This is a genomic window from Streptomyces sp. DG2A-72, from assembly GCF_030499575.1.
In the GTDB taxonomy this organism is placed as follows: Bacteria; Actinomycetota; Actinomycetes; order Streptomycetales; family Streptomycetaceae; genus Streptomyces.
In genome coordinates, this window is record NZ_JASTLC010000001.1 from 8,533,374 (window position 1) to 8,560,086 (window position 26,713).

The following is a 26,713-nucleotide window of genomic DNA, read 5'->3' on the forward strand; positions in this document are numbered from 1 at the left end:
TCGTGGGTGACCATGGAGGTGGGGGTAAGGAGGCAGTTCGATGTCCCAGAGGAACACCGGTGTTACCGTCCAGGTCGTGAACGCGCACGCGTGCCCGGTCCGCGAAGTTCTTGACAGGGTGGCGGGCAAATGGAGCGTCCAGATCCTGGTCGCCGCCGCGCACGGCCCGATCCGCTTCACCGAGTTGGAGCGCAGCATCGAGGGCATCAGCCGCCGCATGCTGACCCTGACGCTGCGCAACCTGGAGCGCGACGGCCTCGTCACCCGCACGGTGCACCCGACGGTGCCGCCCAAGGTGGAGTATGAACTCACGCAGGTCGCCCGCGAGTTGCACGAGACGCTGCAGAGCCTGACGGACTGGGCGGAGCGCAATCGCGTCTATATCGCCCAGTCCCGTGCGGACTACGACACCGAGCACCGGCCGGAGTTGACGGACTCCTGAGGCCGACGGCTCATCGTGAAGCACCCCGGCTGAACCCGCTGGACCGGACGGGGAGTGGGGCACGGCCCCGGGCGGCGGCGTGACGCGGCCACCACCGCCGCCCAGGGCGCGAAGCCGCCGAGGGCAGCGGCACGGTCACCGCCCGAAGCCGCCCACGGCAGCGACTCGGTCAGAGACCGAACAGGCTCGGATCGGCCGCCAGTTCCTTGAACCGTTCCTGCGGTGCGGCGACCAGCTTGCGGGCCGTGAGGTCCAGCAGCCCGCTGACCGCCGTGATCTCGGCGGCCACCGTGCCGTCGGTCTTGCGGATGGTCTGCTCGATGCGGAAGGTCTTCCCCTCACCCCAGGTGAAGGCGCAGGTCACCTCGACCTCATCGCCCGCGACCAGCTCCCGCTGGTAACGGATGGTGGTCTCCAGCGCGACAGGCCCCACGCCCTGGGAGATGAGGCCGGCCTGGCTGATCCCGGCCGCCTTCAGCAGCGACCAGCGGGCGTGCTCGGCGTAGTTGAGGTACACGGCCTGGTTGAGGTGACCCTGTACATCGGTCTCGTACCCGCGGACGGTCACCCGCACGGAAAACGGCTCGCTCACGCTTTTCCCTTCACGTACTCGGCATCACGTATTCGATGATCTGACCGACCGATCTTGGCATGCCCATCACCCTATTCACGCCCGGCGCGGGGACGCCAGCAGATACCGGACCCTCGTGCGCGGCTCGGTGTACTCGCCGGCCTGCCAGCCCGCCTTCTCCAGCGTGGCCGCGCAGGCGCGCAGGGCGTCGACTTCCGGCTCGTACACGGCGACGGCCTCGGGCTGCGGGGTCGCGATCACGCGGTAACCGGGGGACACCTGCCCCGCTGGTTGTCCGGTGGAGTCCGGCCCGGCGGGGCGATGCCCGGCCGCCTCCAAGGCGAGCGCGGCGGCCTGCACCAGATGGCTGCGTTCCCAGCCGCACGGCCGGTCGGTGGCGCCGTCCGGATTGGTCATCCGGCGCAGCTCGAGCAGCCCCTGCCAGGCGCTGTGCACTTCACGGACCCGGGAGGGGCCCGTTTCCGGCACGTCCTCCTCGCCGCCGACGCGGGCGGCGAAGACCCCGGCCGCCGTCGAGGGTGTCCGGACGGTCGGCTCCGGAGCGGCCTCGGGTACCTCCTCCCGTATCCGATGCCCCGCCGGTGTCAGAAAGTGATCGTGCGGAGGCCGCGGATGCCGGAAGGCGAGCCCCCGCTTCACCAGCGCCTCCAGCTGTGCCTCCGTGCCTCTGAGCCGCCCGGTCACCGGATCGGCGGCGTCGATGACACGGCGCTGCGCGGCGGTCGGCGGTCGTGTCATGACGTACTCCTCCCCGGTCCTCTCCTCGGTCCTGCGACCTCTCGGTCAGCCCATTCGAAGACTACGACCCGGGTCTGACAATCAGGCCGTCCCTGTGCCGTACGGCAGTCGGCCGCAGCAGCCACGAGCACCACCGGAGCTGTCTGGCGCAAGGAGTACCGCCCGGACCAGTGAGGGAACCGAGCCCGCTGCCGGGGAAGCCGGCCGCTACTGCCGGTACCCGCTGAGGAACCGCCCGATCCGCCCGATCGCCGCCTCCAGATCCTCCGCGTGCGGCAGCGTGAGGATGCGGAAGTGGTCGGGGGTGGGCCAGTTGAAGCCGGTGCCCTGCACCACTTGGATCTTCTCCCGGAGCAGCAGGTCGAGGACGAACTTCTCGTCGTCGTGGATCTTGTGGACGGACGGGTCCAGACGCGGGAAGGCGTACAGCGCGCCCTTCGGCTTCACGCACGACACCCCCGGGATCTCGTTGAGCTTCTCCCAGGCCATGTCGCGCTGTTCGCGCAGGCGCCCGCCCGGCGTGGTGAGATCGCGGATGGACTGCCGGCCGCCGAGCGCCGCCTGAATCGCGTACTGGGCGGGTGCGTTGGCGCACAACCGCATGGAGGCCAGCATCGTCAGGCCCTCCAGGTAGTTCTTCGCGTGCTGCTTCGGGCCGGTGATCACCAGCCAGCCGGAGCGGAAGCCCGCCACGCGGTACGTCTTCGACAGGCCGCAGAAGGTCAGGACGACCAGGTCGGGGGCGAGCGCGGCGGCCGAGTGGTGCACGGCGTCGTCGTACAGGATCTGGTCGTAGATCTCGTCGGCGAAGACCATCAGGCCGTGCCGCCGGGCGAGGTCGAGGATGCCCTCGATGATCTCCTTCGGGTAGACGGCGCCGGTCGGGTTGTTCGGGTTGATGATGACGACGGCCTTGGTGCGGTCGGTGATCTTCGCCGCCATGTCGTCCAGGTCCGGGTACCAGTCGGCCTGTTCGTCGCAGAGGTAGTGAACCGCCTTGCCTCCGGCGAGCGTTGTCACCGCCGTCCAGAGGGGGAAGTCGGGGGCCGGGATCAGGACCTCGTCGCCGTCCTCCACCAGCGCCTGTACGGCCATCGAGACCAGCTCGGACACGCCGTTGCCGAGGAAGACGTCGTCGACGCCGACCTCCAGGCCGAGGGTCTGATAGCGCCCCGCCACGGCCCGGCGGGCGGACAGGATGCCCCGCGAGTCCGTGTAGCCGTGCGCCTGCGGGAGCATCCGGATCATGTCCTGGAGGATTTCCTCGGGCGCCTCGAAGCCGAAGAGCGCGGGGTTGCCGGTGTTCAGGCGCAGCACGCTGTGGCCGGCCTCCTCCAGCGCGTTGGCGTGTTCGATCACCGGGCCGCGGATCTCGTAACAGACCTCGCTGAGCTTGCTCGACTGCCGGAACTCCATGCGCCCCTCCGGTATCTGGTGTTGCTTGGTTTTACCAAGTGTGAGCTTGGAAAGTCCAATGACACGTCTAGACTGCGTCGCATGTCACCTCGCCGAAGCTACGACCAGTACTGTTCCGCCGCCCGGGCGCTCGACCTCGTCGGCGACCGCTGGACCCTGCTGATCGTCCGGGAGCTGCTGGCCGGTCCCCGCCGCTACACCGACCTGCACGCGGATCTGCCGGGCGTCAGCACGGACGTACTCGCCTCGCGGCTGAAGGACATGGAGCGCGACGGGCTGACCACGCGACGCCGGCTGCCGCCGCCCGGCGCGGCGTTCGTCTACGAACTCACCCGACGTGGGCGGGAGTTGTTGCCGGTCCTTCAGGCTCTGGGCGCCTGGGGACAGGCCGAGCTGGGCGAGCGGCGGCCCACCGACGCCGTACGGGCGCACTGGTTCGCGCTGCCCCTGCTGCGGTCCCTCGAAGGCCAGGGAGTGGTCGAAGTCCGGCTGGAGGAGGGTGAGTTCCATCTGTACGTCGGTGCCGAGGAGGGGCCCGTGTACGGCGACGGGCCCGCGCCCGGGGAGCCCGACGCCCGGCTGGTGCTGGACGCCGGTACGTGGGAGGCGGTCGGGCGGGGGGAGTCGAGCCTGGCGGACGCGGTACGGGACGGCCGTATCACCGTGAGCGGCGAGGGGACGCCGGCCAAGGCGCTGCGGGAGGCATGAGAAAGGGCCCGCCGTACGACCGTACAGCGGGCCCCGTCGACCGGTCAGACGCCTTGCGGTCGCCCCGCCCCCCGTGTCAGCGCATAGCCGCCGATCCCCGCGAGCGCGGCCAGCACGCCGCCGATCGCGGTCCACACCCACCGGTCGGACCACCAGCCGGAGGACCAGCCGTCGTCGGGCTCGATCGCGGACAGCACGGCCGGGGACGACGAACTCTCCTCGGTCTCAGCGGACTTCACCGCGATGCCCGGCACCAGCGGCTGCGCCAGCGAACCGTCCACCGCTGCCGACCCGCCGATGTCTTTGGAGGACACCTCGACGGCGGCGGACACCGGAAGGCCGAGGTCGGTGGTCGCCAGGTCGAGGACCGTCAGCCGGATGTAGTACGTCCCCGGCAGCGGGTCGTTGGCCCATGGCTCGGACCAGCCGCGCACTGTGCGCAGGGTGCAGGCCAGCTCGACCGAGGACGCGTCCTGGGCGGCGGTGCGTGTCTGTGCGCCGTACTGGCAGGCCTGGCGGCGGCGCAGTCCGTCGTACACGTCGAGCTGCCAGGTCTCGGCGGCGTGTGCCTCAGGGAGGTCGACCGTGGCCTTGACGGTGGGACGGCTGCCGGCGTCCGCCGGGAACGACCAGTACAGGTAGTCGCCCGCCGAGCCGCTCGCCGTCGCCTTCTGGTCCTGGTCGATCTCCGTCGCCGTACGGAACGACGTGCCTGCCTGTGTCGGAGCCTCGGCCGCCACTGCCGAACCCGCGGCTACCCCCAGCATCAGCAGCGCGGCACTCAACACACGTGTGATCCGCATCAGTTGGTCCTCCAGACCGCGACCCGCCAGCGTGAAACCCAGCCCCACACCACACCGGCGAGGAAGCCCGTCAGGATCAGCGCGCCCAGCAGCCACCAGCCGCGTCCGAGGCCGAAGGAGGCCACGTCGCCCGACTGCGAGGGCCCGTCCACGACGTCGACGGTGAGTTCGAGGGGCAGTCCTGGCGTGGTCTGCACGCCGGAGGCCGCCGAGTAGGAGTTGGTGACCTGCAGGCAGACCGTCTCCGCGGGAGCGTTCTCCTCGTCGCTCTCCGCCTTCGGGTACCGCAGACCGGTCGAGATGACGTCCGTACGGCCGTTGCCCGTCCCCTCACCGCGCACGATCTCGCGCCCGCGTTCGGTGACGGCCCGCAGCAGCACCCCGTAGTCGGGGTTCACGGCCCGGTCGGCCGCCACGCTCACCGAGGCGCGCAGCTCCTGGCCGGGGTTCACGGCCACGCGGTACCAGCGCTGCTGGTTGAACTCCTCGCGGTCGGTGTACAGCCCGGACTTCAGCGTGGGCGCCTTCGCGCACGCGTCGGCCCCCTCGGTGGCCACCGGCGTCACCACCGGATCGGCCGCCCGGTCCACCAACTGGTTGACACGGTCGGTGAGTTCGTCGGTGTGCTCGACCGAGGTGTACGTCCCTCCGGTCGCCTCGGCGATACAGCTGAGCTGCTGCCGCATCTTGGCGTTGGGGACCAGGCCGAGGGTGTCGATGGTCAGGCCGATGCCCTTGGCGGCGATCTCGCGGGCGACCTCGCACGGGTCGAGCGGGGCGCAGGTGTCCTCGCCGTCGCTGATCAGCACGATGCGCTGGGAGCCGGTGCCGCCGTCGAGGTCGTCGGCCGCCTTCAGCAGCGCCGGGCCGATCGGCGTCCAGCCGGTGGGCGTGAGGGTGGCCACCGCCGTCTTGGCCTCGGTGCGGTCCAGCGGTCCGACCGGGTAGAGCTGCGCGGTGTCCTTGCAGCCCGTCTTCTGGTCGTCCCCGGGGTAGTTGGCGCCCAGGGTGCGGATGCCGAGTTCGACCTCCTCGGGCGTCGCGTCGAGCACCTCGTTGAACGCCTGCTTCGCCGCGGCCATCCGGGACTGGCCGTCGATGTCCCTGGCCCGCATGGAACCGCTGACGTCGAGCACGAGGTTCACCTTCGGTGCGTCCTCGCTCGTGGGTTCGCCGGCGGCCGCCGCGGCCGGGAAGGCGAGCCCGGCCGTCAGCGTGGCGAGCAGGGCGCAGGTGCCCGCCGCGAGCCGTTGTCTTGTGATCATCGGCGGATCTTATTGATCAAACGTGTCCCGCTCCAAAACGGTCTCCGACCGCAAGGGGTTGGGAAGTTGCGCCCACTGATCCCCGGGCGTCCCCGGCGACAGACGCATCAGCGTCAACGCCTTCGTGGGCAGCGGTTCCTCGAGCAGCGCGACGAGATCCGGGGTGCGCGGCAGATCCCGTACGGCCGTCTCCAGCGCCGCCCGCAACGCCGTACCCGAACCCGCCGTGCCCGCCAGCGCCCCGGCCACCAGCGAGCCGAACAGCTTGCGCCGCAGCGTCGTTTCGTCGTCCGTGACGACCCGTCCGGTCAGCTCCGGCAGCGGGATGCCGTGCCGGGCCAGCCGGGCGGGGCTGATGCGGATGTCGGCCAGATCGCGGTAGACCAGACGCAGCGGTGCGCCCGTCGGGGACAGCACCACGAGGAGGTTCTGGCCGTGCGCCTCCAGGGCCACGCCCAGCTCCAGCAGGCGCAGGCCCACGGTGAGCGCCAGCCGTGCGAAGTCCGCCAGCCAGGCCGGGGACCGGGGCAGCTCTGTGGTGGCGAGCGCGGCCACCGGCACGACCCGCTCGCCGCGCGCCTGGTCGCCGTACACCTGGGGCGACTCCCGCAACACGGCGGCCAGGTCGGGGGAGTGGGCGGTGATCGCGCCGATCGTGCGGGTGGTGTGCAGCAGACCGTCCGTGCGCGCCGCCATCTGCTCGGCGAACGCCGACAGGATCGCCGATGTCGAGATCGACCACTGGGAGATGTCCCGCACCGAGGACGTCAGCCGGGTGCTCAGCGCGGTCTTGACGTGCGGGCCGCGGACGCCGGGCAGGGCGAGGGTGCGCAGGGACATCAGCGGATGCGCGGCGGCGTCCAGGTCGAGGGGGCGCTTGAGCACGTGCTCCGCCTGCCAGGGATGCACCGGGATCAGCAGCCGCTCCCCGTCCCGCATGCGGTCCGGCCACTCGCCCGTCACCAGGCACTCCCGCGCCCCGACCGGCATCAGCCCCAGCCGCACATGCGAGCTGTGCTCGGGGCCGTACGCCAGCTGCTCGTCCACCGAAAAACCGGGCCGGGAACGGCAGTTGGGATGGAACGGATGCCCGTCGACCACTCGCTGCTCCCACTCCCAGTCCCAGTCCCAGTTGGGCCACTCCTTCGGGTGGCCTTTCTGCCCGGCCCGGGACAGCGCCAACGACGCCACACTGTGCGCGAGCTCGGAGGCGAAGTACGCCCCGTGCGGTACCGCGAGCCCCGTCATCAACCGGGCCGGATCGTCGTACGACACCCCGTCAAGCCGTACGGCGCTGACGTACGCGGAAGTGGCGTACGGGTCGGCGACCGGGCCGTGCAGCCACCGCCCGTCGGACAGCCGCAGCACACCGGGCCCGCGCCGGGCGATCCACGGCAGCGGCTCATGGGCCAGCGCCCGCCACAGCCGGGTCAGCACGGCCGCCCGCGCGCCGGGCAGCTCGGCCGTGTACCGCGACACGAGACCGGGGCGTACGACGGCCAGTTCGTCGGCGACCTCGGCCTCGACGGTGGGGGGACGATGCACAGGCGGGCTCCTAAGGTTGCAGGCAGGGCGTCACGACGGGGGCGTGACGACAGACATACTGATCGTCTCCCGCCCGAACGGACCGTAGGGAACAAGTGGAACGCCTGGACCTCATGCCCCCGCCCGCCGCCGACGACCCGTCGGCACGCGCTGACGCGTATGCGGCGGCCCCGCTGCTGAACTGCCTGCTGCGGGAGGTGGCACAACGGGTACCCGGCGAGCGGCGGGTGTACCGGCTGCCCGGTCTTGACCGCCTGTTGCGGGTGCGCGGGGAGCGCCGGCCCACAGAGCCCGAGCTGTACGTCGGCGGCACCTGGCAGCGACTCGGCCACACCGAGCTGGTGAAGCTCGTCGCCGAGGAGCTGACCCGGCACACGGGCCTGTCCAACCACGAACTCCCCGCCGAGATGACCGACAGCCGTGACGCCGTGGCCGCCCTGCTCACCGCGCGCGCCCGCACGACCGCGCCCGACGACCCGTATCTGCGCTCCGAGCAGTCCCTGATCACCGGCCACCCCTATCACCCCGCCCCCAAGGCGCGCGGCGGCGGTCCGGCCACCGGCTGGCTGCCGTACGCCCCCGAGGCCCACGCCGCCTTCCCGCTGGTGCTGCTCGGCGTACGCGAGGACTCGGTCGTCGAGGAGGGCGATACCACCGCCCTCGACACCCTGGGCGAGGCGCCGCCCGGCTACCGGCTGCTGCCCGCCCACCCCTGGCAGCTCGACCTTGTCGGCCACGACCTCGCCCCGGCCTTCGCGGACGGCCGGCTGATCCGGCTGGGCACGACCCCGTTCCCGGCCCGGCCCACGGCCGCGATCCGCACGGTCTACGCGCCCGACCGCGACCTCTTCCTGAAGTTCAGCCTCGATGTGCGCATCACCAATGACGTACGCCGGCTCTGGCGCCACGACCTGCTGACACTGCGCCGCACCGACACGGCCGTGACACAGGCCTTCGCCGCGATCGACGGCCCGGCGGCCTGGCTGACCGACCGCGGCTACCGCACCGCCGGCTTCGCCTTCGAGGAACTCGCCGTCCTGGTCCGCGACGGACTGCGTGCGCACTTGGTGCCCGGCACGACCCCGCTGCTCGCCGCCGGGCTCGTCGAAGGCTTCGCGGGCAGCCCACTCGACGGCACCGACGATCCGGCGGGCTGGTGGGAGGCCTATCTGCGCCAGGTGGTCCCACCGGTGCTGGCCGCCTTCGCCGACCACGGCGTCGTACTCGAAGCGCACCTGCAGAACACGCTGGTCGCCGTCGACGCCGACGGCACGCCCGTGCAGGCGCTGTTCCGGGACGCCGAGGGGGTGAAGCTGCTGGCGGACGTGGAGCGGGACGCCGGGTGGGAGCGGCTGGTGTACTGCCTGGTCGTCAATCACCTGTGGGAGATCGCCGCGGTCCTCGCGGAACGCCACCCCGGCCTCGACCCCTGGCCCGCCGTACGCGCCGAACTCTCCCGGCACGACCTCCCCGAGATCGCCGCCCTGCTCACCGCGCCCAGCCTCCCCGGCAAGACGAACCTGCTGCTGCGCTGGACGGGCGCGGACGGGGCCGACGCCCGCTATCTGCCACTGCCGAACCCGCTGGCCCTTACGTGACGTGACTTACCCTGCCCGGAGTCGTCGACCTGTGCGGATGCGTCCTTCACGGCGTTTCAGGTTCGTGCCGTGTGATCTCCTTCACTCGCCGTCGGAGCCACGCGGGAGCCGGACCAGGTTCAGCCGGTAGTCCTCGACCTGGGGAAGTCGCTGGGCGGCGAGGCCGGTGACCATCTCCTGGACGGGGGCCGGGAGTTCGTCGTACATCGGGGCAGGGAGGCTGCTGAACGTGTCGGAGGCCAGTACGTCGACTCCCGGTCGCCACTCGGCGAGCCGTGCCGGATCGGCGCAGCTCCACTGCATCCGGGCGTCGACCTTGCCGAGTGAGCCGGGCTGGTCCTGCGTGTCGAAGTGGCCGGGGCCGGAGGTGTCGAGGGCCAGCAGGGAGCCGGGAAAGCGGTCGGCGAGCAGGTCGATGACGTCGCGGACGTCCGCCTCCTCGAGGTAGGGCAGAACGGCTTCGGCGGCGAAGAGGTACGGGCCGCCGGATTGCGCGGCGACGGTGTCCGCCCAAGCCTTGTCCGTCACCGACGTGGCGATCATCGTGCGGCGTGGTGTGTCGGTGAAGAAGGTGCGGCGCAGTTCGATCACGTCGGGCAGGTCGAGCTCGAACCAGCGGGCCTGGCCGTTGTCGGTGCGTTCGTAGCGGGTGTTGAGGCCGGTGCCGATCTCCACCACGGTGCCGGTGGGATGTTCGGCGAGGAAGTCCGTCACCCAGCGGTCGAACAGGCTGGTGCGCAGGACCGTGCCGAGCAGCATCGGCAGGCCGTCGAAGCGGGCGAAGTCGTAGTCGATCGCCGCGACGAGTTCCTCGGCGACCGCGTCGCGCAGGACCGCTTCCTTCTTGCGGTTCTCCACCGCCCGGCCGTACAGCGGGATCAGCAGGGTTTCCTGGACCGTGCCCAGGCGTACGTCGCGCTCGGTCATGACCGCCTCCACAGTCCTCGGGCCGCGACGTACGCTATATGAAAATGGGATCCATTAACAAGAGTGCGGCGCCGTCGTATGGGGCGACGGCGCCGCACTACTCCTGCGCGTGCCGGATGGCGTCCAGCACGATGTGGGCGATGTGGTCGTCGGTGAGGCCGTACTGGATCTCGCGCGCCTGGCGGCGGGTCGTCACGATCCGGGAGTTGCGCAGGACCCGCAGATGCTGCGAGACCAGCGGCTGGCTCACCCCGAGGGCCGCGACCAGTTCGTGGACGTACTTTCCGCCCTCGGACAGCTCGCGCACGATGCCGAGGCGGACGGGGGAGGCCAGCGCCTTCAGCAGGTCGCTGGCGGCCTCCAGGGCGCGCATCGGTCCGTCCGCCGGGGTTGTCGAGGGGGAGGAGTCATCGTCACATGCATATGTTAGCAAGTGACAATGATTTCCGGTCCGGGTTCGTGCGGTCGAACGCGGATGCGGAGCGGATCAGTGGTCGTCCCAGTGGCCGTCGTGCGCGGCGTGGCGGTGGCCGTCGTGCACGTAGTCCACGTGGTCCTCGTGCGGCACGGCCACGTGGCCGCAGCCCTCGCCGTGCTGGTGGTCGTGGCCCTCATGGGTGGCGTGGCCGGCGCTCGCGCATTCGTCGACGTGGCCCTCGTGGGTCTTGTGGAGGTGGCCGTCGTGCGCGTAGTCGATGTGGTCGCCGTGCGGGATGGCGACGTGGCCGCAGCCCTCGCCGTGGGTGTGGGTGTGGTCGTCGTGTGTGCGGTGCGCGGTGGCGGTGGTCATGTGGTGCTCCTCGTGGTGCTCTCCGTTGCCTGCGGCTCGTGCTCCGCGGGCCGTGCGTGGCCACATTAACATATGGCAACTCGCGCATGTGTTGTGAGAAGTGCACCTCGTGTGGCCACGGTCGGCTCCCGTGGGTCGGGCCGGTCGTCGTAGAGGCGGTAGACGATACGGCGGCCGTCGCGTTGCCCGGTGACCAGGCCCAGGGCGCGCAGGAGCCGCAGTTGGTGGGAGCCCGCGGACTGCTCCATGCCGATGGCGGTGGCGAAAGGCGTCGGGCGGGCGTCAGTTCTTCAGTGCGGCGAGGACATGGCTGTCGCCGAACTGCCAGACGGGCGTGACGTGAGGGAAGCCTGCCTGCCGCAGCAGCTCGATGTGGTGGGTCAGCGTCAGGCCGTTGTCGCTGCCGCCGACGTTGCGGAGCTCCGACTGGCGCTGCTCGCGTCGGGTGACCAGGTCGGCCAGTTCGGCGTCCTGTGCGGCCGCGTTCCACCAGGACGTCCAGTCCTCGTGGCGGCACGTGTGTGAGCGCCTGGCGCGGCTGTTGCCGACGTGTGCGGTGAGGGCGGCGCAGCAGGGGTCGGCCTGGGTGAAGTGGTCGCCGTTGATGAGGGCGCCGCCGGGGCGCAGTAGTGCGGCGATGTGCTGGTAGGTGCGCAGTAGGACCGGTTCGGGGAGGTAGTGGAGGGCCGTGGTGGAGACGGCCGCATCGAGGGGGCGGTCCAGGCCGAGGGCGTCGGTCCATCCGTCGTCACCGATCACGGTGTCCACATAGCGTGCCGCGTTCGCATGGTGGGTGCGGCCGAGTTCCAGGAGCAGGGGGTCCATGTCGACGGCGACGATCTCTGCCCGCGGTAGCCGTGCGGCGAGCCTGGCGGCCAGGGAGCCCGGGCCGCAGCCCAGGTCGAGGATCAGCGGATGTGCGCGGTCGGCCGTCACGTGCTCGACGGCGTCGGCGATCACGGTGAACCGCTCTTCGCGGTCGGTGGCGTAGTGCTCCTGCTGGAGTTCCCAGCGTTCCACCCACAGCTTGGCTGTCGCCATGCTCACGCCCATCGGCTCGTGCGCCTCTTCCGTTTCTCACCCGGCAGTGCTGTTCCTCAATCTACAGGTGGAAACGGTTTCCATTCGCATCGTCCGCTCAGAGAGTGCCGAGGACGGACAGCAGGCGGTCGATCTCCTCCGCGGTGTTGTAGACGTGCAGGCTTGCCCGCACCGAACCGGCCTGGTGCTCCGCGCCGGCCTGGCACAGGCTGTCCGCCCTGACCATGAATCCGTGACTGAACAGGATGAACCCGAGGTCGTCGGAGGGGATTTCGCGGTGCCGGAAGGTGACGATGCCGTGCCGCCGTTGCACGGTGGAGTCGGCTGCCAGACTGGCCTGGCAGCCCAGGATCTCGTAGGCGGCCAGGTGGCGGAGCCGGTCGGTCAGCCGGGCCGTGAGGGCGGTGGTCCAGCGTGAGATCCGGTCAGTGCCCGCGGCGTCCAGCCAGTCGAGCGCGGCTTCGAGGGTGGCGATGCCGACAGTGTTGGGGGTGCCGTGCCAGCCGCCGGGCCGGAACCGCGGCCCGCGTGCGTTGCGGGCCCAGACGGCTCCGGAGCCGGGCAGGGCCAGTGCCTTGTGCCCCGAGAAGACCACGAAGTCCACGTCGAGTTCGGTCACGGACAGGGGCAGATGGCCGATGCTCTGGGCCGCGTCGAGACAGATCGGCACGTCGGGACCGACGACCTCCCGGATGCGGTGGACGTTCATGTCTCCGCCGTAGACATGGTGAATGTGCGTGGCGGCGACGAAGCGGGTGCGCGGGCCGACCATCCCGGTCAGGGCCCGGTGGTCGTAGTCTCCGGAAGCCGTCTGGTACGGCAGGGCACGCAGGTGCACGGTGATGCCCCGCTGTTCGAGCAACCGCTGGGTCTCCAGCCAGGGTTCCAGGTTCGCCTGGTGGTCGGCGAAGGGGACGAGGATCTCGTCGCCGTCGGTCAGCAGGTCGGTGAGCCAGTCGCGGGCGACGGCCCGCAGCCCCTCCGTGGTGCCGCTGGTGAAATGGACACCGGAGCGCTCGGGCGCGGGGTCGTCGAGGCAGTCCTTGACGCGCTGCCGGGTGCGTTCCGCCATCGCCGTCGTCCGGTTGGCCCACGGGTAGGTGCCCCGCCCGGCGTTGGCATTGGACGTCGTCAGATACGTCTGTGCGGCGTCGAGGACGGCGCGTGGCTTCTGTGAGGTGGCCGCGCTGTCCAGAAAGACCAGCTCCGGGTGTCCGGTGATGATGGGGAACTGCTCCCGCAGCTCCCGCTGCCAGCCGGCCAGCTCGTGCAGTTCGTTGCTGAGTTCCTCGTGGAGCATCGGGGTCAGTCCCGGACCAGTGGGGCGCCCGCGTCCCGCCAGGCGACGATGCCGCCGGACAGGCTGCGCACGTCCGGATGGCCCATGCGGGTCAGTAGCGCGGCGTAGCGGGCGGACTTCTCGCCGACCGGGCAGGCCAGCAGCACCGGCTGTCGCTTGCTGAACGGCAGGCCGCCGCGTACGAGTTCGCCGAACAGCTCGTCCACGATGTTGACCGATCCGTCGATGTGGAGCGCGGCGTACGCCTGCGGTCCGCGCAGGTCGATCACCAACGGCCGCGGCTGCCCGTCCATGATCCATCGCCGGGCGTCGTCGGTGTCGACAACCTTGGCCTGCGCCTGTACTTCGGCGTCGGTGAGGGCCGCCGCCGAATTCTTCTGGGGCGGCCTGCCCAGGAGTTCGGGTCGGCGTTGCCGTACGTAGCTCAGATAGCTCTCGGCTCGGTCGCAGACGATGAAGACCGCTGTCCGGCGGTTCGCCGGTCCCGGCTCCGTCCCTGACTCTTCCAACTCCGCGTCCACGGTGCGCAGATGTCGTACCGCGCCGTGATAGGCGGCGCCTCCGGTGGGCCCGGCCAGCAGTCCGCAGCGGCGGATCAGGGTCAGCATGCCGTCGATGGCCTCATCGGCGGTCACCGACTCCATCGTGTCGTACGTTGCCGGGTCGAAGAGTCCGACCTGGTGGACCTCGTCGATGGTGCGGATGCCGGGGATGAAGTCCGACTTGTGGGCGACCAGTCCGACCACCTGTACCCCGGGGTCCTGGTCGCGCAGTGCCCGGGCCACCCCGGTCGACGAACCGGCTGTGCCCACGCAGGCGATGAACCAGTCCGGTGCCCGCCCGCCCAGGTCCTTGACGATCTCCGGTCCTGTGCCCACCGCGTGCGCCTCGGTGTTGCGTGGGTTGAAGTACTGGTTGGTGTGCAGATACGCGTTGCCGTCCTCGGCGAGGGCCTGGTGGAAGCGGGTCAGCGGGTCCTCGGTGTCGGTCGGGTCGAGGCACTCGCTCTGCCCCGGCAACTCCTCGATCTCCGCGCCCAGCAGCAGAAGCAGGTCCTTGATCTCCGGCACCCGCATGCGGTTGGTGACGCTCTTGAAGCGCAGCCCGTACATCCCCGCGAGCAGGGCCAGGGCCTTCGCGGTGTTGCCGCTCGACAGTTCCACGACTGTCGCGCCGCGCTCCGCCGCCTCGGCCAGACCGGGGCGCGCCATGTTCCACGCGGCTCGGTCCTTGACCGAGCCGAAGGGGTTGAGCATCTCCAGCTTGGCGTACAGGTCGATGTGGCGCAGGCCGTGCACGGCCTGATCGATGCGTACCAGCGGAGTGTTTCCGATGGCTTCCGTGATGCTGTCGTACCTCATGACACCGGTCCTCCCGGCCGCTTGACCGGCCAGTACTCCTCGTCCGGACACCAGCGCCAGGAGTCCCCGTCGCGTACGACGGCGACCGTCCGTGCGATCGGCTGCCGCTGTGCGCGGTGAGCGTGGAAGTCCATCGCGTAGCCCGCGGTGTTGGCGAACCCCAGCAGATCGCCGGCATGTGGCAGCCGGGGCAGGAACACCTTTCTGCGGGTGATCAGGTCGGCCTCCAGGCACAGATTCCCGACCAGGTAGACCCCCACCCGCCCGTCGGCGCTCACGTCGTCCGTTCCGGCCGTTCCGGTACGGGGGAGAAGGACGGGATCGACGAGCACGCCGTGCTCCTCCAGGCTCACGTCGCCGGCGTTCATGCCGAGGCGCACCAGGAGGTCACCGGAATCCTGGCCGGCACGGCGCACGTCGAGCACCCGCGCCAGCGAGAGCCCGCACTGGTCGACGAGCGCGCGGCCCGGTTCGCAGTACAGGTCGTAGAGGTGCTCCAGGAGGAGGGTGGCCAGTGGGCGGCCCGAGGAGGGGGCGGGGTGGGAGAGGAGTTCGTCGAGATACCCCGGTCCGGCCGTGGGGCGGTGGGCCGGATAGAGCGCCGGGTTCCCGCGGAGGGTGCCGCCTTCGTTGCGCAGGCCGTAGCCGTGTCCGCGCCAGGTCAGGGCGGGGCGGGTGCCCAGCACCGCGTTGGCCAGCTCGGTGGTGTAGCGCTGCCACTGGCCGGCGTCCGCGAGATAGCCGACCCCGAATCCGCCGCCGATGTCGATGACGCGCGGATCCAGTCCGCGGGCGCGGCACTCGTCCATGACCGCGACACACTGCTCGAGCGCGGCGGCCTTCTCCGGCAGGCCGGTGGTGTCCAGGTGATAGGCGACCCCGGTCAGCCGGACCGCGTCCTGGTGTCGTTCGACCGAGTCGAGCAGAGCACCTACCTCCTGCAACGGTGTGCCGAAGCGGCTGCGGCGCGAGAGCATCTTCACCCCGGAGGCACCCGGGCCGGTGGCTGCCTCGAACCCTGACAGCCGCAGTAGGACATCGGCCCGGGGCAAGGCGAACTCTCGTATGAGCATGGCCAGTTGTTCGAGCTCGCCAGGCGAGTCGATGTTCATCGTGACGCCGGTGAGGGCGGCGAGCCACAGGAAATCCGGGTCCTTCGGGCCGGTGGCCATGATCCTGTCCGGGCTGACGCCGCATCCCAGGACGTGTTGCAACTCGCCCAGCGAGGCGACGTCGACGCCGACCGTCGAGGGTTCGGCCGCCGCCAGTCGGCGCACCAGGGAGCTGGACTGGTTCGCCTTGTGCGCGAAGTACACCCGGCCGGTGAGGTGGTGCTTGCGGTAGACGCTGTGGAATCCGTCGGCGTTCTCGGCGATCCGGTGGGGCAGCAGCACATTGAGCGGGGAGCCGAGGGCGTCGACGAGGGAGTGCAGGAAGGGCACGTCGTCCATTAGCGAGCTGAGCGGTGGTTCCAGTCGTGGTTGCAGATACAAGGGCACACGCACTACAGGCCCCTCCCCGTCCACCGGCGGCTGCGGCTCCCGGCGGTCGAGCGACCCCGCCGGGGGCACCGGCAACCGCTCGGACAACCGTTCGTGGATCATCATTTCCCGTTACATGTGTCCTTAAGCCATGGCCTGGCTTTGTGATGAGGTCGGCGACTGATCTCATCCGCATCCAGCCGCCTGACGGGCGTGGCGCCGATCCGCACGGGCCGTGGCGGGGTGGACGAGAGATTCGCGCAGCGTGCGTGCCCGGACCCACTCCTCGGCAGCGTCGCACCCAAGTGACCCGGTAGCCGTCACCGCCCGACGGGCGCCCCGGGCCGCCGTACGAGGTCGTGCATCGGTCGCGGGAGACTGCTGAGGGAGTTGTGAGGCGAGTACCGTCAGCCCCGGTAGCCACTCGGCGAGCTCGTCCGGCCGGTGCAGGACCACTGCATCCGGGCGTCCACCTCGCGGTGTCCAGGGCCGGCAGGGAGCCGGGGAAGCGGTCGAAGCCGCCGCCGAGCGCCTGTGACAGTGCCGCCTCGCGCGGCGAGCCCGGTCAGCAGCGCCAGTGCGGCAGCGGGTACTTGTATCCGTCGGAGGTCCCAGGTCGTGTCGGGGGCAGTCCGTCGCGGCGCGCTCACCTGCGTGACCGAGCCCGGCAGTGCCGGCACGCATGCTGGGCACCAGGGCAGGGCCGCATCCGCGGCCGGGGTCACTTCTGTGGCCTCTCAGGTCCTGTGTCATCGGCCTGCGGTGTTCGGCCCGGTCGCCTTCATGCCAACCGCATGGTCGTTTCGGCACGCACGGCACCGGCGCCACCCTGGCGCATGTGACAGCGCGATGTGAGCACCGTTTTGCCGCGAGACATGAACTGGCCGCCAGGTCAGGCCGGTTGCCAGATCTGGGCGAGCGTCAAGGGGGTGAGGAGTTGGGCGGGGTCGCCTTGTTCCACCACGTGGCCGTCGCTGAGCAGGAGGCAGGTGTCGGCTGAGCGCGCGGCTTCGAGGTCGTGCGTGGCCTGGACGACGGTCACCCCGTCGGCGACGAGCTCCGTCAGCAGCGCGGCGATCCGGTCCCTTGCCCCGGGGTCGAGACCAGTGGTCGGCTCGTCCAGGAGGAGCAGGTCCGACTCCTGGGCAAGGCCCTGGGCGATCAGCGCGCGTTGCCTTTGCCCGCCGGACAGTTCCCCGAGTTGGCGGGGGGCGAGGTCGGTGATGCCCAGTCGCTCCATGGCCGTGTCCACGGTGGCGTGGTCCTGCCGGGTCAGCCGACGCCACGGCCCGCGTTCGCCCCAGCGCCCCATCTCCACCGTCTGCCTTACGGTCAGCGGCAGCGCGTCACCGACGGCGCCGCGCTGCGGGACGAACGCCGACGGCCGGTTGCCGACGTGACGGAGCTCGCCTGATGTGGGCCGAATCACTCCGGCCAGCACTCCGAGCAGGGTGGACTTCCCGCTGCCGTTCGGGCCGACGAGTGCCGTGATGGCCAACGCCGGTATCTCGGCGTCGAGTTGATGGAGGACGGTGCGGCCCGGGTAGCCGGCGGACAGCCCGGTGAAGCGGACGCGGGGCGTCCCGCCCTTGGCAACGGCGGGGGAGACCCCCTGTTTTTTGAACATGATTTTCATCGTAGTCTGTTGACCCATGGAGTGGTTGACAGGTCCCTTCGAGGTGACCTTCGTGCAAAGGGCGCTGTGGGGCGGGATGTTGGTGTCGGCGATCTGCGCCCTGGCCGGCACGTGGGTGGTGCTCAGGGGGATGGCCTTCCTCGGCGACGCCATGTCGCACGGGCTGTTGCCCGGAGTCGCGCTCGCCGCACTGCTCGGCGGCAACCTGCTGGTGGGGGCGCTGCTGAGCGCGGCCGTCATGACGGCCGGCGTCACCGTCCTCGGCCGCACCCCGAGGCTGTCCCAGGACACCGGGATCGGCCTGCTGTTCGTGGGGATGCTGTCGCTCGGCGTCATCATCGTCTCGCGCTCGCAGTCCTTCGCGGTCGACCTGACCGGGTTCCTCTTCGGTGACGTCCTCGCCGTCCGGGAGCAGGACCTGGTGCTGCTGGGCGTGGCGCTGCTGCTGGCGCTGGTCGTCTCGGTCCTCGGCCACCGGGCCTTCCTCGCCCTGGCTTTCGACCCGCGCAAGGCGCAAACGCTCGGCCTGCGCCCGCGCCTCGCTCATGCGGTGCTGCTCGGCCTGCTGGCGCTGGCCATCGTCGCCTCCTTCCACATCGTGGGCACGCTGCTGGTCCTGGGTCTGCTCATCGCCCCGCCGGCGGCCGCGCTGCCCTGGGCGCGCAGCGTGCGGGGTGTCATGGCCCTGGCGGCGCTGCTCGGCATCACCGCCACCTTCTGCGGCCTGTTGCTGTCCTGGCACTTGAGCACCGCGGCCGGCGCGACCATCTCGGGCCTCGCGGTGAGCCTGTTCTTCCTCTCCCACCTGGCATCCGGTCTCCGCCACCACCGCCGTGCGCGCCTCGCCGGTGCTCACGCCGCGGCCCCTCACTGATGGAAGAGGCGATCCCCTTGTTCGTCCGCAGAAACGCCACTGCTTGGGTGCCCACCGCGCTCGTGGCCCTCTGTCTGCTCACCACGAGCTGCGCGGGTGCGGACGACACCGCGTCCGCCCCGAGGACGACTCCCCCGGCCTCTGCTCCGCACGGGTACGTCGCAGGGGCACAGGAGAAGGCCGAGCAGCAGTCGCGGCTGGTGCTCAACGACCCGAGGTCCGGGGACACCCGGGTACTCGATCTGATCACCGGCAAGGTGCACGAGGTGTCCCGGACCGCGGGCACCACGGAACTGACCACGGACGGCCGGTTCGGCTACTTCCACACCGCGGGCGGCACGCGCGTGCTCGACGGCGGCGCCTGGATGGTGGATCACGGCGACCATGTCCACTACTACCGCGCGGCGACACGTGACGTGGGCGAGCTGCCCGGAGGTCCGGGCACCCGTGTCCGCAGCGATGCCGCCGTGACAGCGGTGACCGACGAGGGCGGCCGGGCCAGGGTCTACCGCCGGGCCGAACTGGAGAAGGGCAAGGTCGGCTCCGCCCGCACGCTTCCCGGCACGCACGCGGGAGCTGTCGTGCCCTACGCGGAGCACCTGCTCGGCGTCACGGACGGCGGGAAGGTCGCGGTGTACGACCGCCAGGGCAAGCGGGCCGCGTCGCCGGACGCCCGGTGCGAGGAGGTGCGGGGCGATGCAGTCACCCGGCGCGGAGTCGTCCTCGGCTGTGCCGACGGCGCCCTGCTCGTCCGTGAGGCCGACGGCACCTTCACCGCCGAGAAGATCCCGTACGGCAGCGGCGTACCCGAAACGGAACGGGCCACGGCCTTCCGGCACCGGCCCGGCAGCGACACGCTCACGGCAGCCGCCGGGGAGCGGGCCGTGTGGGTCCTGGACGTCACCGAGCGCACGTGGACACGGGTGAAGACCGGTTCCGTCACCTCCGCCAACACCGCGGGAGAGGGTTCCGTCCTGATCTCCCTGGAGACCGACGGGGCACTCCACGGCTACGACATCGCCACCGGCAAGCAGGTCTCCAAGACGAAGCCGCTTGTGACGGGCGCCCCCGGGACCGGTACCGACGGGAACGTGGAACCGGTCGTCGAGGTCGACCGCAGCCGCGCCTACCTCAACGATCCCAAGGGCAGACGCGTGTACGAGATCGACTACAACGACAACCTGCGTGTGGCGCGCACCTTCGACCTGGACATCGAGCCGGCGCTGATGGTGGAGACCGGACGATGACGAGACAGACGCAACAGTCGCGGCGGCTGCGCACCCTCCTGCTGGTCCTGCTCATCCTCGCCCTGGCCGGTGCCGGCACCGGCTGTACGAGCAGCGACGAGCGCCCACGGGTCGTGGTGACGACCAACATTCTGGGCGACATCACGCAGGAGATCGTCGGCGACGAGGCCGCTGTCACCGTGCTGATGAAGCCGAATGCCGACCCGCATTCCTTCGGGCTGTCGGCCGTGCAGGCCGCCGAGTTGGAGCGTGCCGACCTCGTGGTCTTCAACGGGCTGGGCCTCGAGGAGAACGTACTGCGGCACGTGGACGCCGCCCGCGAGGCAGGAGTGGCCACGTTCGAGGCCGGCGAAGCGGCGGACCCCCTCACCTTCCAGGCGCATGACGACGGAGGACCCGAGGAGGAGGCCGGGCAGCCCGATCCGCACTTCTGGACCGACCCCGACCGCGTCCGCAAGACCGTGGGCCTGATCGCCGACCGGGTCGTCGAGCACGTCGACGGCGTGGACGAGAAGGTGGTCCGCGCCAACGCCGACCGCTACGACGCGCAACTCGCCGACCTCACCGCCTGGATGGAGAAGTCCTTCGACCGCGTACCCGAGCAGCGGCGCGCGCTGGTGACCAACCATCACGTCTTCGGCTACCTCGCCGACCGCTTCGGATTCCGGGTCATCGGCGCGGTGCTCCCGAGCGGTACGACGCTGGCCTCGCCCAGCTCCTCCGACCTGCGCTCACTCACCCAGGCCATGCGGACGGCAGGCGTACGAACCGTCTTCGCCGACTCCTCCCAGCCCAAACGGCTGGCCGAGGTCCTGCGCACGGAGATGGGCGGCGGCGTGCGCGTCGTCGAGCTCTACTCCGAGTCCCTGACCGAGAAGGGGAAGGGCGCCGGCACCTACCTGCAGATGATGCGCGCCAACACCACCGCCATGACCGACGGCCTGACCGGCGCCTGAACCAGCGCCCCTGACGTGGAAAACGGCCGACCGGCCGTTCAAGCACACCCGCACCCACTGCCGCGCCCGCGCGGCACAGAAAGGAACAGACCGGTGAACAAGCCGATACGCACCAAAGCATTCACGGGCACGGCCCTCATCCTGGCGGCCTCCGCGGTCCTGACCGCCTGTGGAGGAGAGGACACCTCGTCGTCCGACACGAAGGCCAAGAACGCGCCGAACACCAAGGCCGTAGCGGTCAAGGACCCGCTCGTCGCCACGTTCGACGGCGGCCTGTACGTCCTGGACGGCGAGAGCCTGAAGCTCGCCAGCACGATCGAGCTGCCCGGCTTCAACCGCCTCAACCCCGCCGGCGACGACTCCCACGTCATCGTCTCCACCGACGCCGGTTTCCGCGTCCTGAACGCCGCCGAACAGAGCTTCACCGGCATCGAATACAAGGGTGCCAAGCCCGGCCACGTGGTACGGCACGCCGGCAAGACGGTCCTGTTCACCGACGGCACCGGCGAGGTCAACGTCTTCGACCCCGACGACCTCGAAGGCGGCAAGAAGCCGCAGGGCCGCACCTACACCTCCGCCGAGCCGCACCACGGCGTCGCCATCGAACTGAGCACCGGCGAACTCCTCAGCACCCTCGGCACCGAGGAGAAGCGCACCGGCGCCCTCGTCCTGGACAAGAACGACAAGGAGCTCCAGCGCAACGAGAAGTGCCCCGGCGTCCACGGCGAGGCCGCGGCCAAGGGTGAGGCCGTCGGCATCGGCTGCGAGGACGGCATCCTGATCTACAAGGACGGCAAGTTCACCAAGGTCGACGCCCCCGACGACTACGGCCGCATCGGCAACCAGAGTGGCAGCGACGTATCGCCCGTCCTCCTGGGCGACTACAAGACCGACCCGGAGGCCGAACTGGAGCGGCCGACCCGCATCTCCCTCATCGACACCGAAACCGCGAAACTGCGCCTGGTCGACCTGGGCACCAGCTACTCCTTCCGCTCCCTCGGCCGCGGACCCCACGGCGAGGCACTCGTCCTCGGCACGAACGGAACCCTCCACGTCATCGATCCCGAGACGGGCAAGGTGGACAAGAAGATCCCCGTCGTGGGCGAATGGCAGGAGCCGCTGGACTGGCAGCAGGCCCGGCCCACCCTCTTCGTCCGCGACCACATCGCGTACGTCTCCGAGCCGGGCAAGCGCAAGCTGCACGCCGTCGACATCGAATCGGGCAAGAAGGTCACGTCCGTGACCCTGCCGAAGAGCACCAACGAACTGTCCGGCATCGTCGCCGGCCACTGATCGTCCGACCCGGGGAGGCCCTGTGTCGCATTGAGCACCTGCACCTGGGCATCAAATGCCGGGGCTCGGTCAGGCGGGGGTGACGTTTTCGGCTTGGGGTCCCTTGGGGCCCTGCGTCACGTCGAACTGGACCTTCTGGCCCTCGTTGAGTTCGCGGTAGCCGGTACTGGTGATGGCCGAGTAGTGGACAAACACGTCGGGGCCGCCGCCGTCCTGGGCAATGAAGCCGAAACCCTTCTCCGCGTTGAACCACTTCACAATGCCCGTAGCCATTTCGATCTCCTTCAGAGGCACAGCGCGAGTCCGCTGAAGTGCCGTTGTGCTTTGCCGTCCGACTCCCCGGGGTCGCGGAGGTTAAACACGGTGATCCGCGAGGCGCCTGGGGTCCTGTGTGCTGGTATCGGCGGGGATTCTGGTGAGGCGGGCCCGGGCCCACCACGCGCCCGTCGAGCGGTGAGAGCGCGGCGGCCGCTCCGAAGCCGACGGTCGTGGTCACGCCCAGCACGGTCGGCGACACGTCCAGGTCGTCCACGAGCCGGGGGCTGAGGGCGCCGAGCAGGAACTACCCGCGAGTTCCCGCCAGTTGCTGTGTCGTGGATCACGACGGAAGGATTGAGTCGGAGACCAGGGTCATGTCCGTACCCTCTCGTGACGCGTGAGACCCGGACTGCGAGGATGAGGCCGCCATGACTGTTGGGTGGTGTTCTCGCATGCTCAGGGCCGCTGTGTTCGCGGCCGTCTGCGTGCTGCTCACCTCCCTGGGGCACGTCATGATGTCGGGGACCGCGGTGCCCTGGTGGGCCATGGTCGCGGGTGCGGCGGTGACCGGCGGCACGGCCTGGCGGCTGGCAGGCCGGGAACGCGGGCCGGTCCTGGTCGGCGTCTTCACTGTCGGTGCCCAGGTCGTACTCCACGCGTCGTTCTCGCTCGCCCAGGCAGTCGTCCACCCGCAGACGTCCGGCGGCAGGCCGCTCGTCGAGCAGTGGCTGGGCTATCTGCTGTGCGGTTCGCCCTCGGGTCCGGGCGCGGAGCATGACGCCATGTCGGCGTCCATGGGCTCCATGGACCACGCGATGGGCGCCATGCACTCCATGGGGTCGATGGACCACATGGAGGCCGCCCGCTCCCTGGACCATGGCATGGGCGGCATGTCCTCCACCGGCATGCTCGCCGCGCACCTGCTGGCCGCGCTGCTGTCCGGTCTGTGGCTCGCCCACGGCGAACGCGCCGCCTTCCGCATCCTGCGGGCGCTCGCCGGCTGGCTCGTCGCCCCGCTGCGCCTGATCCTCCGGCTGCCCGCGCCGCCGCACCGCCCACGCATCAGGTCCCGCCGGGCCCGTACGGGTCACGGGCTGCGGCAACTCCTTCTCACCCACGCGATCACCACTCGGGGACCGCCCGCGGGGACCGCTGTCGCCTGACGACAGCCGGTTTCCCGAGGCCCGTCCACACGGACGTCGAGCCGTCGGCTCCCCGCCTCGGGCGTCGGCCGCACACACCCGTGCCCGGCCGTTCACCCTTCACCGGTTCCGCCGTGCCGCCCGCCGTTCTGCGCGCGCCGCCCCGGACATCGGTTCCCTGGATTCCCGAGAAGGAGAGACACCAGGTGATCACTCCTGCCCTGTCCTCAGCACGCGAAGCGTCGAAAGACGCACCGAAAGACGCGTCGAGAGACGAGTCGATCACGGCCTGGGCACTCGCCGCCCGCAGCGGCGACCCCGACGCCGTCGAGAAGTTCGTCCGCGCCCTGCACCGAGACGTCCGCCGCTACGTGACGTTCCTCGGCGCCGACCCGCAGAGCGCCGACGACCTGACCCAGGACACGTTCCTACGGGCCCTGGTCAGCCTGCACCGGTTCGAAGGCCGCTCCTCGGCCCGCACCTGGCTGCTGTCCATCGCCCGTCGCGCGGTGATCGACAGCATCCGCTACAGCTCCTCCCGTCCCCGCCTGTCGGACACCGACGACTGGCAGTCGGCCGCCGAGCGCGCCCAGCCGCGCGACCTGCCCGGCTTCGACGACGGCATCGCCCTCGCCCAGCTGCTCGACACACTCCCGGACGAGCGCCGCGAAGCATTCGTCCTCACCCAGCTGGTGGGACTTCCCTACGCGGAGGCGGCCGGCGTGAGCGACTGCCCCATCGGCACGGTGCGCTCACGCGTCGCCCGAGCGCGCACCTCGCTGATCGAGTGGCTGGACGACGCCGAGCACCGCACGCCGGTGGCCGCCGCGGCCTGACAGGCGGTACGTCGCCGCCGCCGACCTCGATCGGCACAACCGCAGGAAATACAGAGAATCAGGAGCACCCATCATGGCCGAGAAGACCTACACCGTGTCCGGCATGAGCTGCGGCCACTGCGCCGCGGCCTGAGCCGAACGTCCGGACGACCGAGTGCCTTCATCTGACGTGCGCCGCAGGGCATTCCCTGCGCTTGAATGCAGCCCCGACACCAACGGAACTAGGGAGTTCTCAGTGCATCGCCCGACCCTGGCACGAAGCCTGCGCCGCACCGGCGCCCTCACCGCGGTCGCGTTCGCGGTCGCTGTAGCCGTCGCGGGACCGGCCGCTGCCCACGCGGACGTCGAGGCCGAGGGCGCCCGGGCCCTCGACCAGAACGTCGAGCTGACCTTCTCAGCGGCGTCGGAGTCGAACTCCGCGGGCATCGCCAAGCTGGAGGTGATCCTGCCCAAGGGCATCACCCCGGGCGACATCACCTACAAGGAAGGCCCCGAGGGGTGGAAGCTCGCTCCCACCAGCCGGGGTTACACCGTCGCGGGACCCAAGCTCGCCGTGGGGGAGGACGCCGAATACGTCGTCACCGTCAGGCAGTTGCCCGATGCCAAGGAGCTCGTCTTCAAGACTCTGCAGAGCTACGGCGACGGCCGGGTGGACCGCTGGATCGAGCTGGAGGACCCCGCTGAGGACGGTCACGGCCACGGGGAGGGGCATCCCGCGCCCCGCTTGGAACTCAAGCCGGCCGCACCCGGCGCGAAGCTCGTCGGTCCCAGCCCCACGGAGGAGCCCACGACGGCCGCCCCCTCACCGGACACCGCCTCGGGCGAGTCGACGACCGGGACTTCGACGCCGTCGGCGGCGCCCGCGGCGGACAGCACGGACGGGGACGACGGCATGTCCGTCGCCGTACCCATCGGCATCGGGGCGGCTGTCCTCCTGCTCGGCGGCGGCGCGTGGTGGCTGCGTAGCCGTCGAAACGGGGCTGCCTGACAGCCGCTACGGCTCCCGAAGGCCCGATGCCTGCGGGAGCCGGCCCGCTGTGGGCGGGGTGCTGACGGCGATGTCGTCCCAGTGGAGCGTGCGGTCGCACCAGCGGTTCAGGAGCACCTGGTCGTGGCCGACGGCGAGGAGGCGGCGCCGCTGGTGGCGCGGTAGTCCTCGACGGCGGCCACCAGCGCGGCGGTGGTGGCCGCGTCCAGCATCGCGGTCATCTCGTCGCAGATCAGCCAGCGCGGGCGCAGCACGAGGGCGCGGGCGAGGCAGGCGCGTTGGAGCCAGCCGTCGCTGACCTCGTGCGGGCGGCGGTCCAGGATGTCGGGGGTGAGGCCGACGGCCGCTGCCAGCTCGGCGACGCGTTCGGGGATCTCTTCGCGGCGCCCGCCCGTGCGCAGGGGTTCGGCGATCAGGTCGGTGAGCCGAAGCCGGGGGTCGGCGGAGAGGCGGGGCTGCTGGAAGACGACGCCGAAGGCAGTGCGCTGGGCGCGCGGGGCGCGGTGGCGCCAGCGGTGTACGGGTTCGCCGTCGAGGAGGAGAGTGCCCGAGTCGGGGCGGTGGAGCAGGGCGGCGACCCGGGCGAGGGTGGACTTGCCGCAGCCGCTCGGGCCGAGCAGGCCGACGGCCTCACCGGGTGCGACGGTCAGCGAGGCGCCTCGCACCACCGGGACTTTTCTGTCGTATCCGGCGGTGATGGCGCGCAGTTCAAGCACGGATGTCCTCCGGAACGTGCGGATGGTGGCAGGCGGTTCCGCCGGTCGACGTCGGCAGGATGGCGCAGGCTTCGGAGGCGCGCTCGCAGCGTGGGGCGAAGGCACAGCCGTCGGGGAGGTCGCCGAGTTCGGGCGGCATTCCGCGGATGGGGGTGAAGCCGCGTTCGGGGAGGGCATCGAGCAGGCCGCGGCTGTAGGGGTGCTGAGGCCCGGGGGTGCCGAAGAACGTTGCCGTGTCGGTGAGTTCGACGATTCGGCCCGCGTACATCACGGCCACGCGGTCGGCTATGCGCTCGGCGGCCGAGAGGTCGTGGGGGATCATCAGCAGGGCCGGCCCGTGCCGCCCTCGCGGTCGACATGGCGGCGGAGTTCGTCGACCGTGCGGTCCACCAGGTCGCGGTCGAGTCCGGTGGTCGGTTCGTCGGCGAGGAGCAACGGCGCGTCTCCGACGAGGGCGAGGGCGGTGGCGGCGCGCTGGGCGAGGGCTGCCGGAGAGCTGGTGCGGGTGGCGGTCGAGGTGGTCGGTGGGGAACGCGACGCGCTCGGCGGCCTTGACGGCTGCGGCCCGTACGGCGGTACGCCCACGAGTGCCGGTCAACGTACCGACCGTTTCCTCCAGGTGGGAGCGGACCGTGCGCACCGGGGTGAGGTGTGCGGCCGGGCTCTGCGGGATGAGCCCGATCAGGCGGCCCCGCACCGTCCGGGCAAGGGTGCGTTCGTCGGCGGCGAGCAGGTCCAGATCGTCACCAACGGCGAACAG

25 protein-coding genes and 4 pseudogenes are annotated in these 26,713 nt (G+C 70.7%); 10 read left to right on the forward strand and 19 right to left on the reverse strand.

The genetic code is table 11. The annotated features are described in order from the left end of the window. The first annotated feature begins 40 nt into the window (after positions 1–40). Positions 41–442, forward strand: a complete 402-nt coding sequence (locus QQY66_RS40555) for a helix-turn-helix domain-containing protein (protein WP_301985400.1) — start codon at positions 41–43, stop codon at positions 440–442. Between the two features lie 169 nt (positions 443–611). Here the strand turns inward: QQY66_RS40555 and QQY66_RS40560 are convergent, their stop codons facing one another. From QQY66_RS40560 to QQY66_RS40570, 3 genes are all read right to left on the reverse strand, one after another. Further along, complete coding sequence (locus QQY66_RS40560; RefSeq protein WP_301985401.1) at positions 612–1,034, reverse strand: thioesterase family protein; 423 nt, start codon at positions 1,032–1,034, stop codon at positions 612–614. Positions 1,035–1,109: 75 nt separating this feature from the next. Beyond that, positions 1,110–1,772, reverse strand: coding sequence for a hypothetical protein (locus QQY66_RS40565; protein WP_301985402.1), 663 nt, complete (start codon positions 1,770–1,772; stop codon positions 1,110–1,112). 207 nt (positions 1,773–1,979) lie between these two features. Continuing rightward, complete coding sequence (locus tag QQY66_RS40570) at positions 1,980–3,188, reverse strand: pyridoxal phosphate-dependent aminotransferase (RefSeq protein ID WP_301985403.1); 1,209 nt, start codon at positions 3,186–3,188, stop codon at positions 1,980–1,982. Positions 3,189–3,269: 81 nt separating this feature from the next. Between QQY66_RS40570 and QQY66_RS40575 the strand changes: the two genes are divergently transcribed. Next, positions 3,270–3,896 (forward strand): winged helix-turn-helix transcriptional regulator, encoded by a 627-nt coding sequence (locus tag QQY66_RS40575; RefSeq protein WP_301985404.1) that lies wholly within the window; start codon positions 3,270–3,272, stop codon positions 3,894–3,896. Positions 3,897–3,940: 44 nt separating this feature from the next. Here the strand turns inward: QQY66_RS40575 and QQY66_RS40580 are convergent, their stop codons facing one another. From QQY66_RS40580 to QQY66_RS40590, 3 genes are read right to left on the reverse strand one after another with little or no spacing between them, the layout of a single operon-like run. Continuing rightward, positions 3,941–4,699, reverse strand: a complete 759-nt coding sequence (locus tag QQY66_RS40580) for a hypothetical protein (RefSeq protein WP_301985406.1) — start codon at positions 4,697–4,699, stop codon at positions 3,941–3,943. Then, the gene (locus QQY66_RS40585) at positions 4,699–5,964 is read right to left on the reverse strand and encodes a VWA domain-containing protein (protein ID WP_301985407.1); all 1,266 of its coding nucleotides are present in this window, start codon (positions 5,962–5,964) and stop codon (positions 4,699–4,701) included. The genes QQY66_RS40580 and QQY66_RS40585 overlap by 1 nt, the downstream gene beginning before the upstream one ends. Before the next feature lie 9 nt (positions 5,965–5,973). Next, entirely contained in the window at positions 5,974–7,509 is a 1,536-nt protein-coding gene (locus tag QQY66_RS40590; RefSeq protein ID WP_301985408.1) for an IucA/IucC family protein, read from the reverse strand. A gap of 113 nt (positions 7,510–7,622) precedes the next feature. Here QQY66_RS40590 and QQY66_RS40595 point away from each other — a divergent pair, with 113 nt between their 5' ends. Next, positions 7,623–9,107: an IucA/IucC family siderophore biosynthesis protein gene (locus QQY66_RS40595; protein WP_301987656.1), complete on the forward strand. Its 1,485-nt coding sequence runs from the start codon at positions 7,623–7,625 to the stop codon at positions 9,105–9,107. 81 nt (positions 9,108–9,188) lie between these two features. Here QQY66_RS40595 and QQY66_RS40600 read toward each other — a convergent pair whose 3' ends face one another. The 9 genes and pseudogenes from QQY66_RS40600 to aztA all read right to left on the reverse strand — a co-directional run bounded on the left by QQY66_RS40600 (position 9,189) and on the right by aztA (position 17,643). After that, positions 9,189–10,034 carry a class I SAM-dependent methyltransferase gene (locus QQY66_RS40600; RefSeq protein ID WP_301985409.1) on the reverse strand — a complete coding sequence of 282 codons (846 nt, stop codon included), beginning with the start codon at positions 10,032–10,034 and terminating at the stop codon, positions 9,189–9,191. 97 nt (positions 10,035–10,131) lie between these two features. After that, entirely contained in the window at positions 10,132–10,407 is a 276-nt protein-coding gene (locus tag QQY66_RS40605; protein ID WP_301985410.1) for a helix-turn-helix transcriptional regulator, read from the reverse strand. A 114-nt stretch (positions 10,408–10,521) separates the two neighbouring features. Then, positions 10,522–10,824 (reverse strand): hypothetical protein, encoded by a 303-nt coding sequence (locus QQY66_RS40610; protein ID WP_301985411.1) that lies wholly within the window; start codon positions 10,822–10,824, stop codon positions 10,522–10,524. 143 nt (positions 10,825–10,967) lie between these two features. After that, positions 10,968–11,087 (reverse strand): annotated as a pseudogene (locus tag QQY66_RS40615) (ArsR family transcriptional regulator); the annotation flags it as partial. Positions 11,088–11,106: 19 nt separating this feature from the next. Beyond that, a complete protein-coding gene (locus tag QQY66_RS40620) occupies positions 11,107–11,877 on the reverse strand; it encodes a trans-aconitate 2-methyltransferase (protein ID WP_301985412.1) in 771 nt (256 codons plus the stop codon). Positions 11,878–11,962: 85 nt separating this feature from the next. Beyond that, entirely contained in the window at positions 11,963–13,165 is a 1,203-nt protein-coding gene (locus QQY66_RS40625) for an aminotransferase class V-fold PLP-dependent enzyme (protein WP_301985413.1), read from the reverse strand. A 5-nt stretch (positions 13,166–13,170) separates the two neighbouring features. After that, on the reverse strand, positions 13,171–14,526 hold the full coding sequence (locus QQY66_RS40630) for a pyridoxal-phosphate dependent enzyme (RefSeq protein ID WP_301985414.1): 1,356 nt from the start codon (positions 14,524–14,526) through the stop codon (positions 13,171–13,173). Continuing rightward, positions 14,523–15,977, reverse strand: a complete 1,455-nt coding sequence (locus QQY66_RS40635; RefSeq protein WP_301987657.1) for a Y4yA family PLP-dependent enzyme — start codon at positions 15,975–15,977, stop codon at positions 14,523–14,525. The genes QQY66_RS40630 and QQY66_RS40635 overlap by 4 nt, the downstream gene beginning before the upstream one ends. 922 nt (positions 15,978–16,899) lie before the next feature. Continuing rightward, positions 16,900–17,643: a zinc ABC transporter ATP-binding protein AztA gene (gene aztA / locus QQY66_RS40640; protein ID WP_301985415.1), complete on the reverse strand. Its 744-nt coding sequence runs from the start codon at positions 17,641–17,643 to the stop codon at positions 16,900–16,902. Positions 17,644–17,659: 16 nt separating this feature from the next. Here aztA and aztB point away from each other — a divergent pair, with 16 nt between their 5' ends. The 4 genes from aztB to aztD all read left to right on the forward strand — a co-directional run bounded on the left by aztB (position 17,660) and on the right by aztD (position 22,013). Continuing rightward, on the forward strand, positions 17,660–18,517 hold the full coding sequence (gene aztB, locus QQY66_RS40645) for a zinc ABC transporter permease AztB (protein ID WP_301985416.1): 858 nt from the start codon (positions 17,660–17,662) through the stop codon (positions 18,515–18,517). Positions 18,518–18,534: 17 nt separating this feature from the next. Next, complete coding sequence (locus QQY66_RS40650) at positions 18,535–19,764, forward strand: hypothetical protein (RefSeq protein ID WP_301985417.1); 1,230 nt, start codon at positions 18,535–18,537, stop codon at positions 19,762–19,764. Then, on the forward strand, positions 19,761–20,720 hold the full coding sequence (aztC, locus tag QQY66_RS40655) for a zinc ABC transporter substrate-binding protein AztC (protein WP_301985418.1): 960 nt from the start codon (positions 19,761–19,763) through the stop codon (positions 20,718–20,720). Before QQY66_RS40650 ends, aztC begins: the two co-directional genes overlap by 4 nt. A 93-nt stretch (positions 20,721–20,813) precedes the next feature. Then, positions 20,814–22,013 (forward strand): zinc metallochaperone AztD, encoded by a 1,200-nt coding sequence (gene aztD, locus QQY66_RS40660; RefSeq protein ID WP_301985419.1) that lies wholly within the window; start codon positions 20,814–20,816, stop codon positions 22,011–22,013. 69 nt (positions 22,014–22,082) lie between these two features. Here the strand turns inward: aztD and QQY66_RS40665 are convergent, their stop codons facing one another. Next, entirely contained in the window at positions 22,083–22,286 is a 204-nt protein-coding gene (locus tag QQY66_RS40665; RefSeq protein WP_301985421.1) for a cold-shock protein, read from the reverse strand. Between the two features lie 160 nt (positions 22,287–22,446). Then, a pseudogene (locus QQY66_RS40670) lies at positions 22,447–22,572 on the reverse strand (MFS transporter); the annotation flags it as partial. Positions 22,573–22,723: 151 nt separating this feature from the next. On the opposite strand from QQY66_RS40670, the gene QQY66_RS40675 reads away from it, so the two are divergent. The 3 genes from QQY66_RS40675 (at position 22,724) to QQY66_RS40685 (ending at position 25,237) form a co-directional block, all read left to right on the forward strand. After that, positions 22,724–23,434, forward strand: coding sequence for a hypothetical protein (locus QQY66_RS40675; RefSeq protein ID WP_301985422.1), 711 nt, complete (start codon positions 22,724–22,726; stop codon positions 23,432–23,434). Positions 23,435–23,619: 185 nt separating this feature from the next. Then, entirely contained in the window at positions 23,620–24,249 is a 630-nt protein-coding gene (locus tag QQY66_RS40680; protein ID WP_301985423.1) for a sigma-70 family RNA polymerase sigma factor, read from the forward strand. Positions 24,250–24,484: 235 nt separating this feature from the next. After that, positions 24,485–25,237, forward strand: a complete 753-nt coding sequence (locus QQY66_RS40685) for a DUF1775 domain-containing protein (protein ID WP_301985424.1) — start codon at positions 24,485–24,487, stop codon at positions 25,235–25,237. Positions 25,238–25,243: 6 nt separating this feature from the next. Here QQY66_RS40685 and QQY66_RS40690 read toward each other — a convergent pair. Together QQY66_RS40690 and QQY66_RS40695 are read right to left on the reverse strand one after the other, a co-directional pair. Further along, positions 25,244–25,953 (reverse strand): annotated as a pseudogene (locus tag QQY66_RS40690) (ABC transporter ATP-binding protein). Beyond that, a pseudogene (locus QQY66_RS40695) lies at positions 25,946–26,695 on the reverse strand (oligopeptide/dipeptide ABC transporter ATP-binding protein); the annotation flags it as partial. The pseudogenes QQY66_RS40690 and QQY66_RS40695, both read right to left, overlap by 8 nt. Between the last annotated feature and the right edge of the window lie 18 nt (positions 26,696–26,713).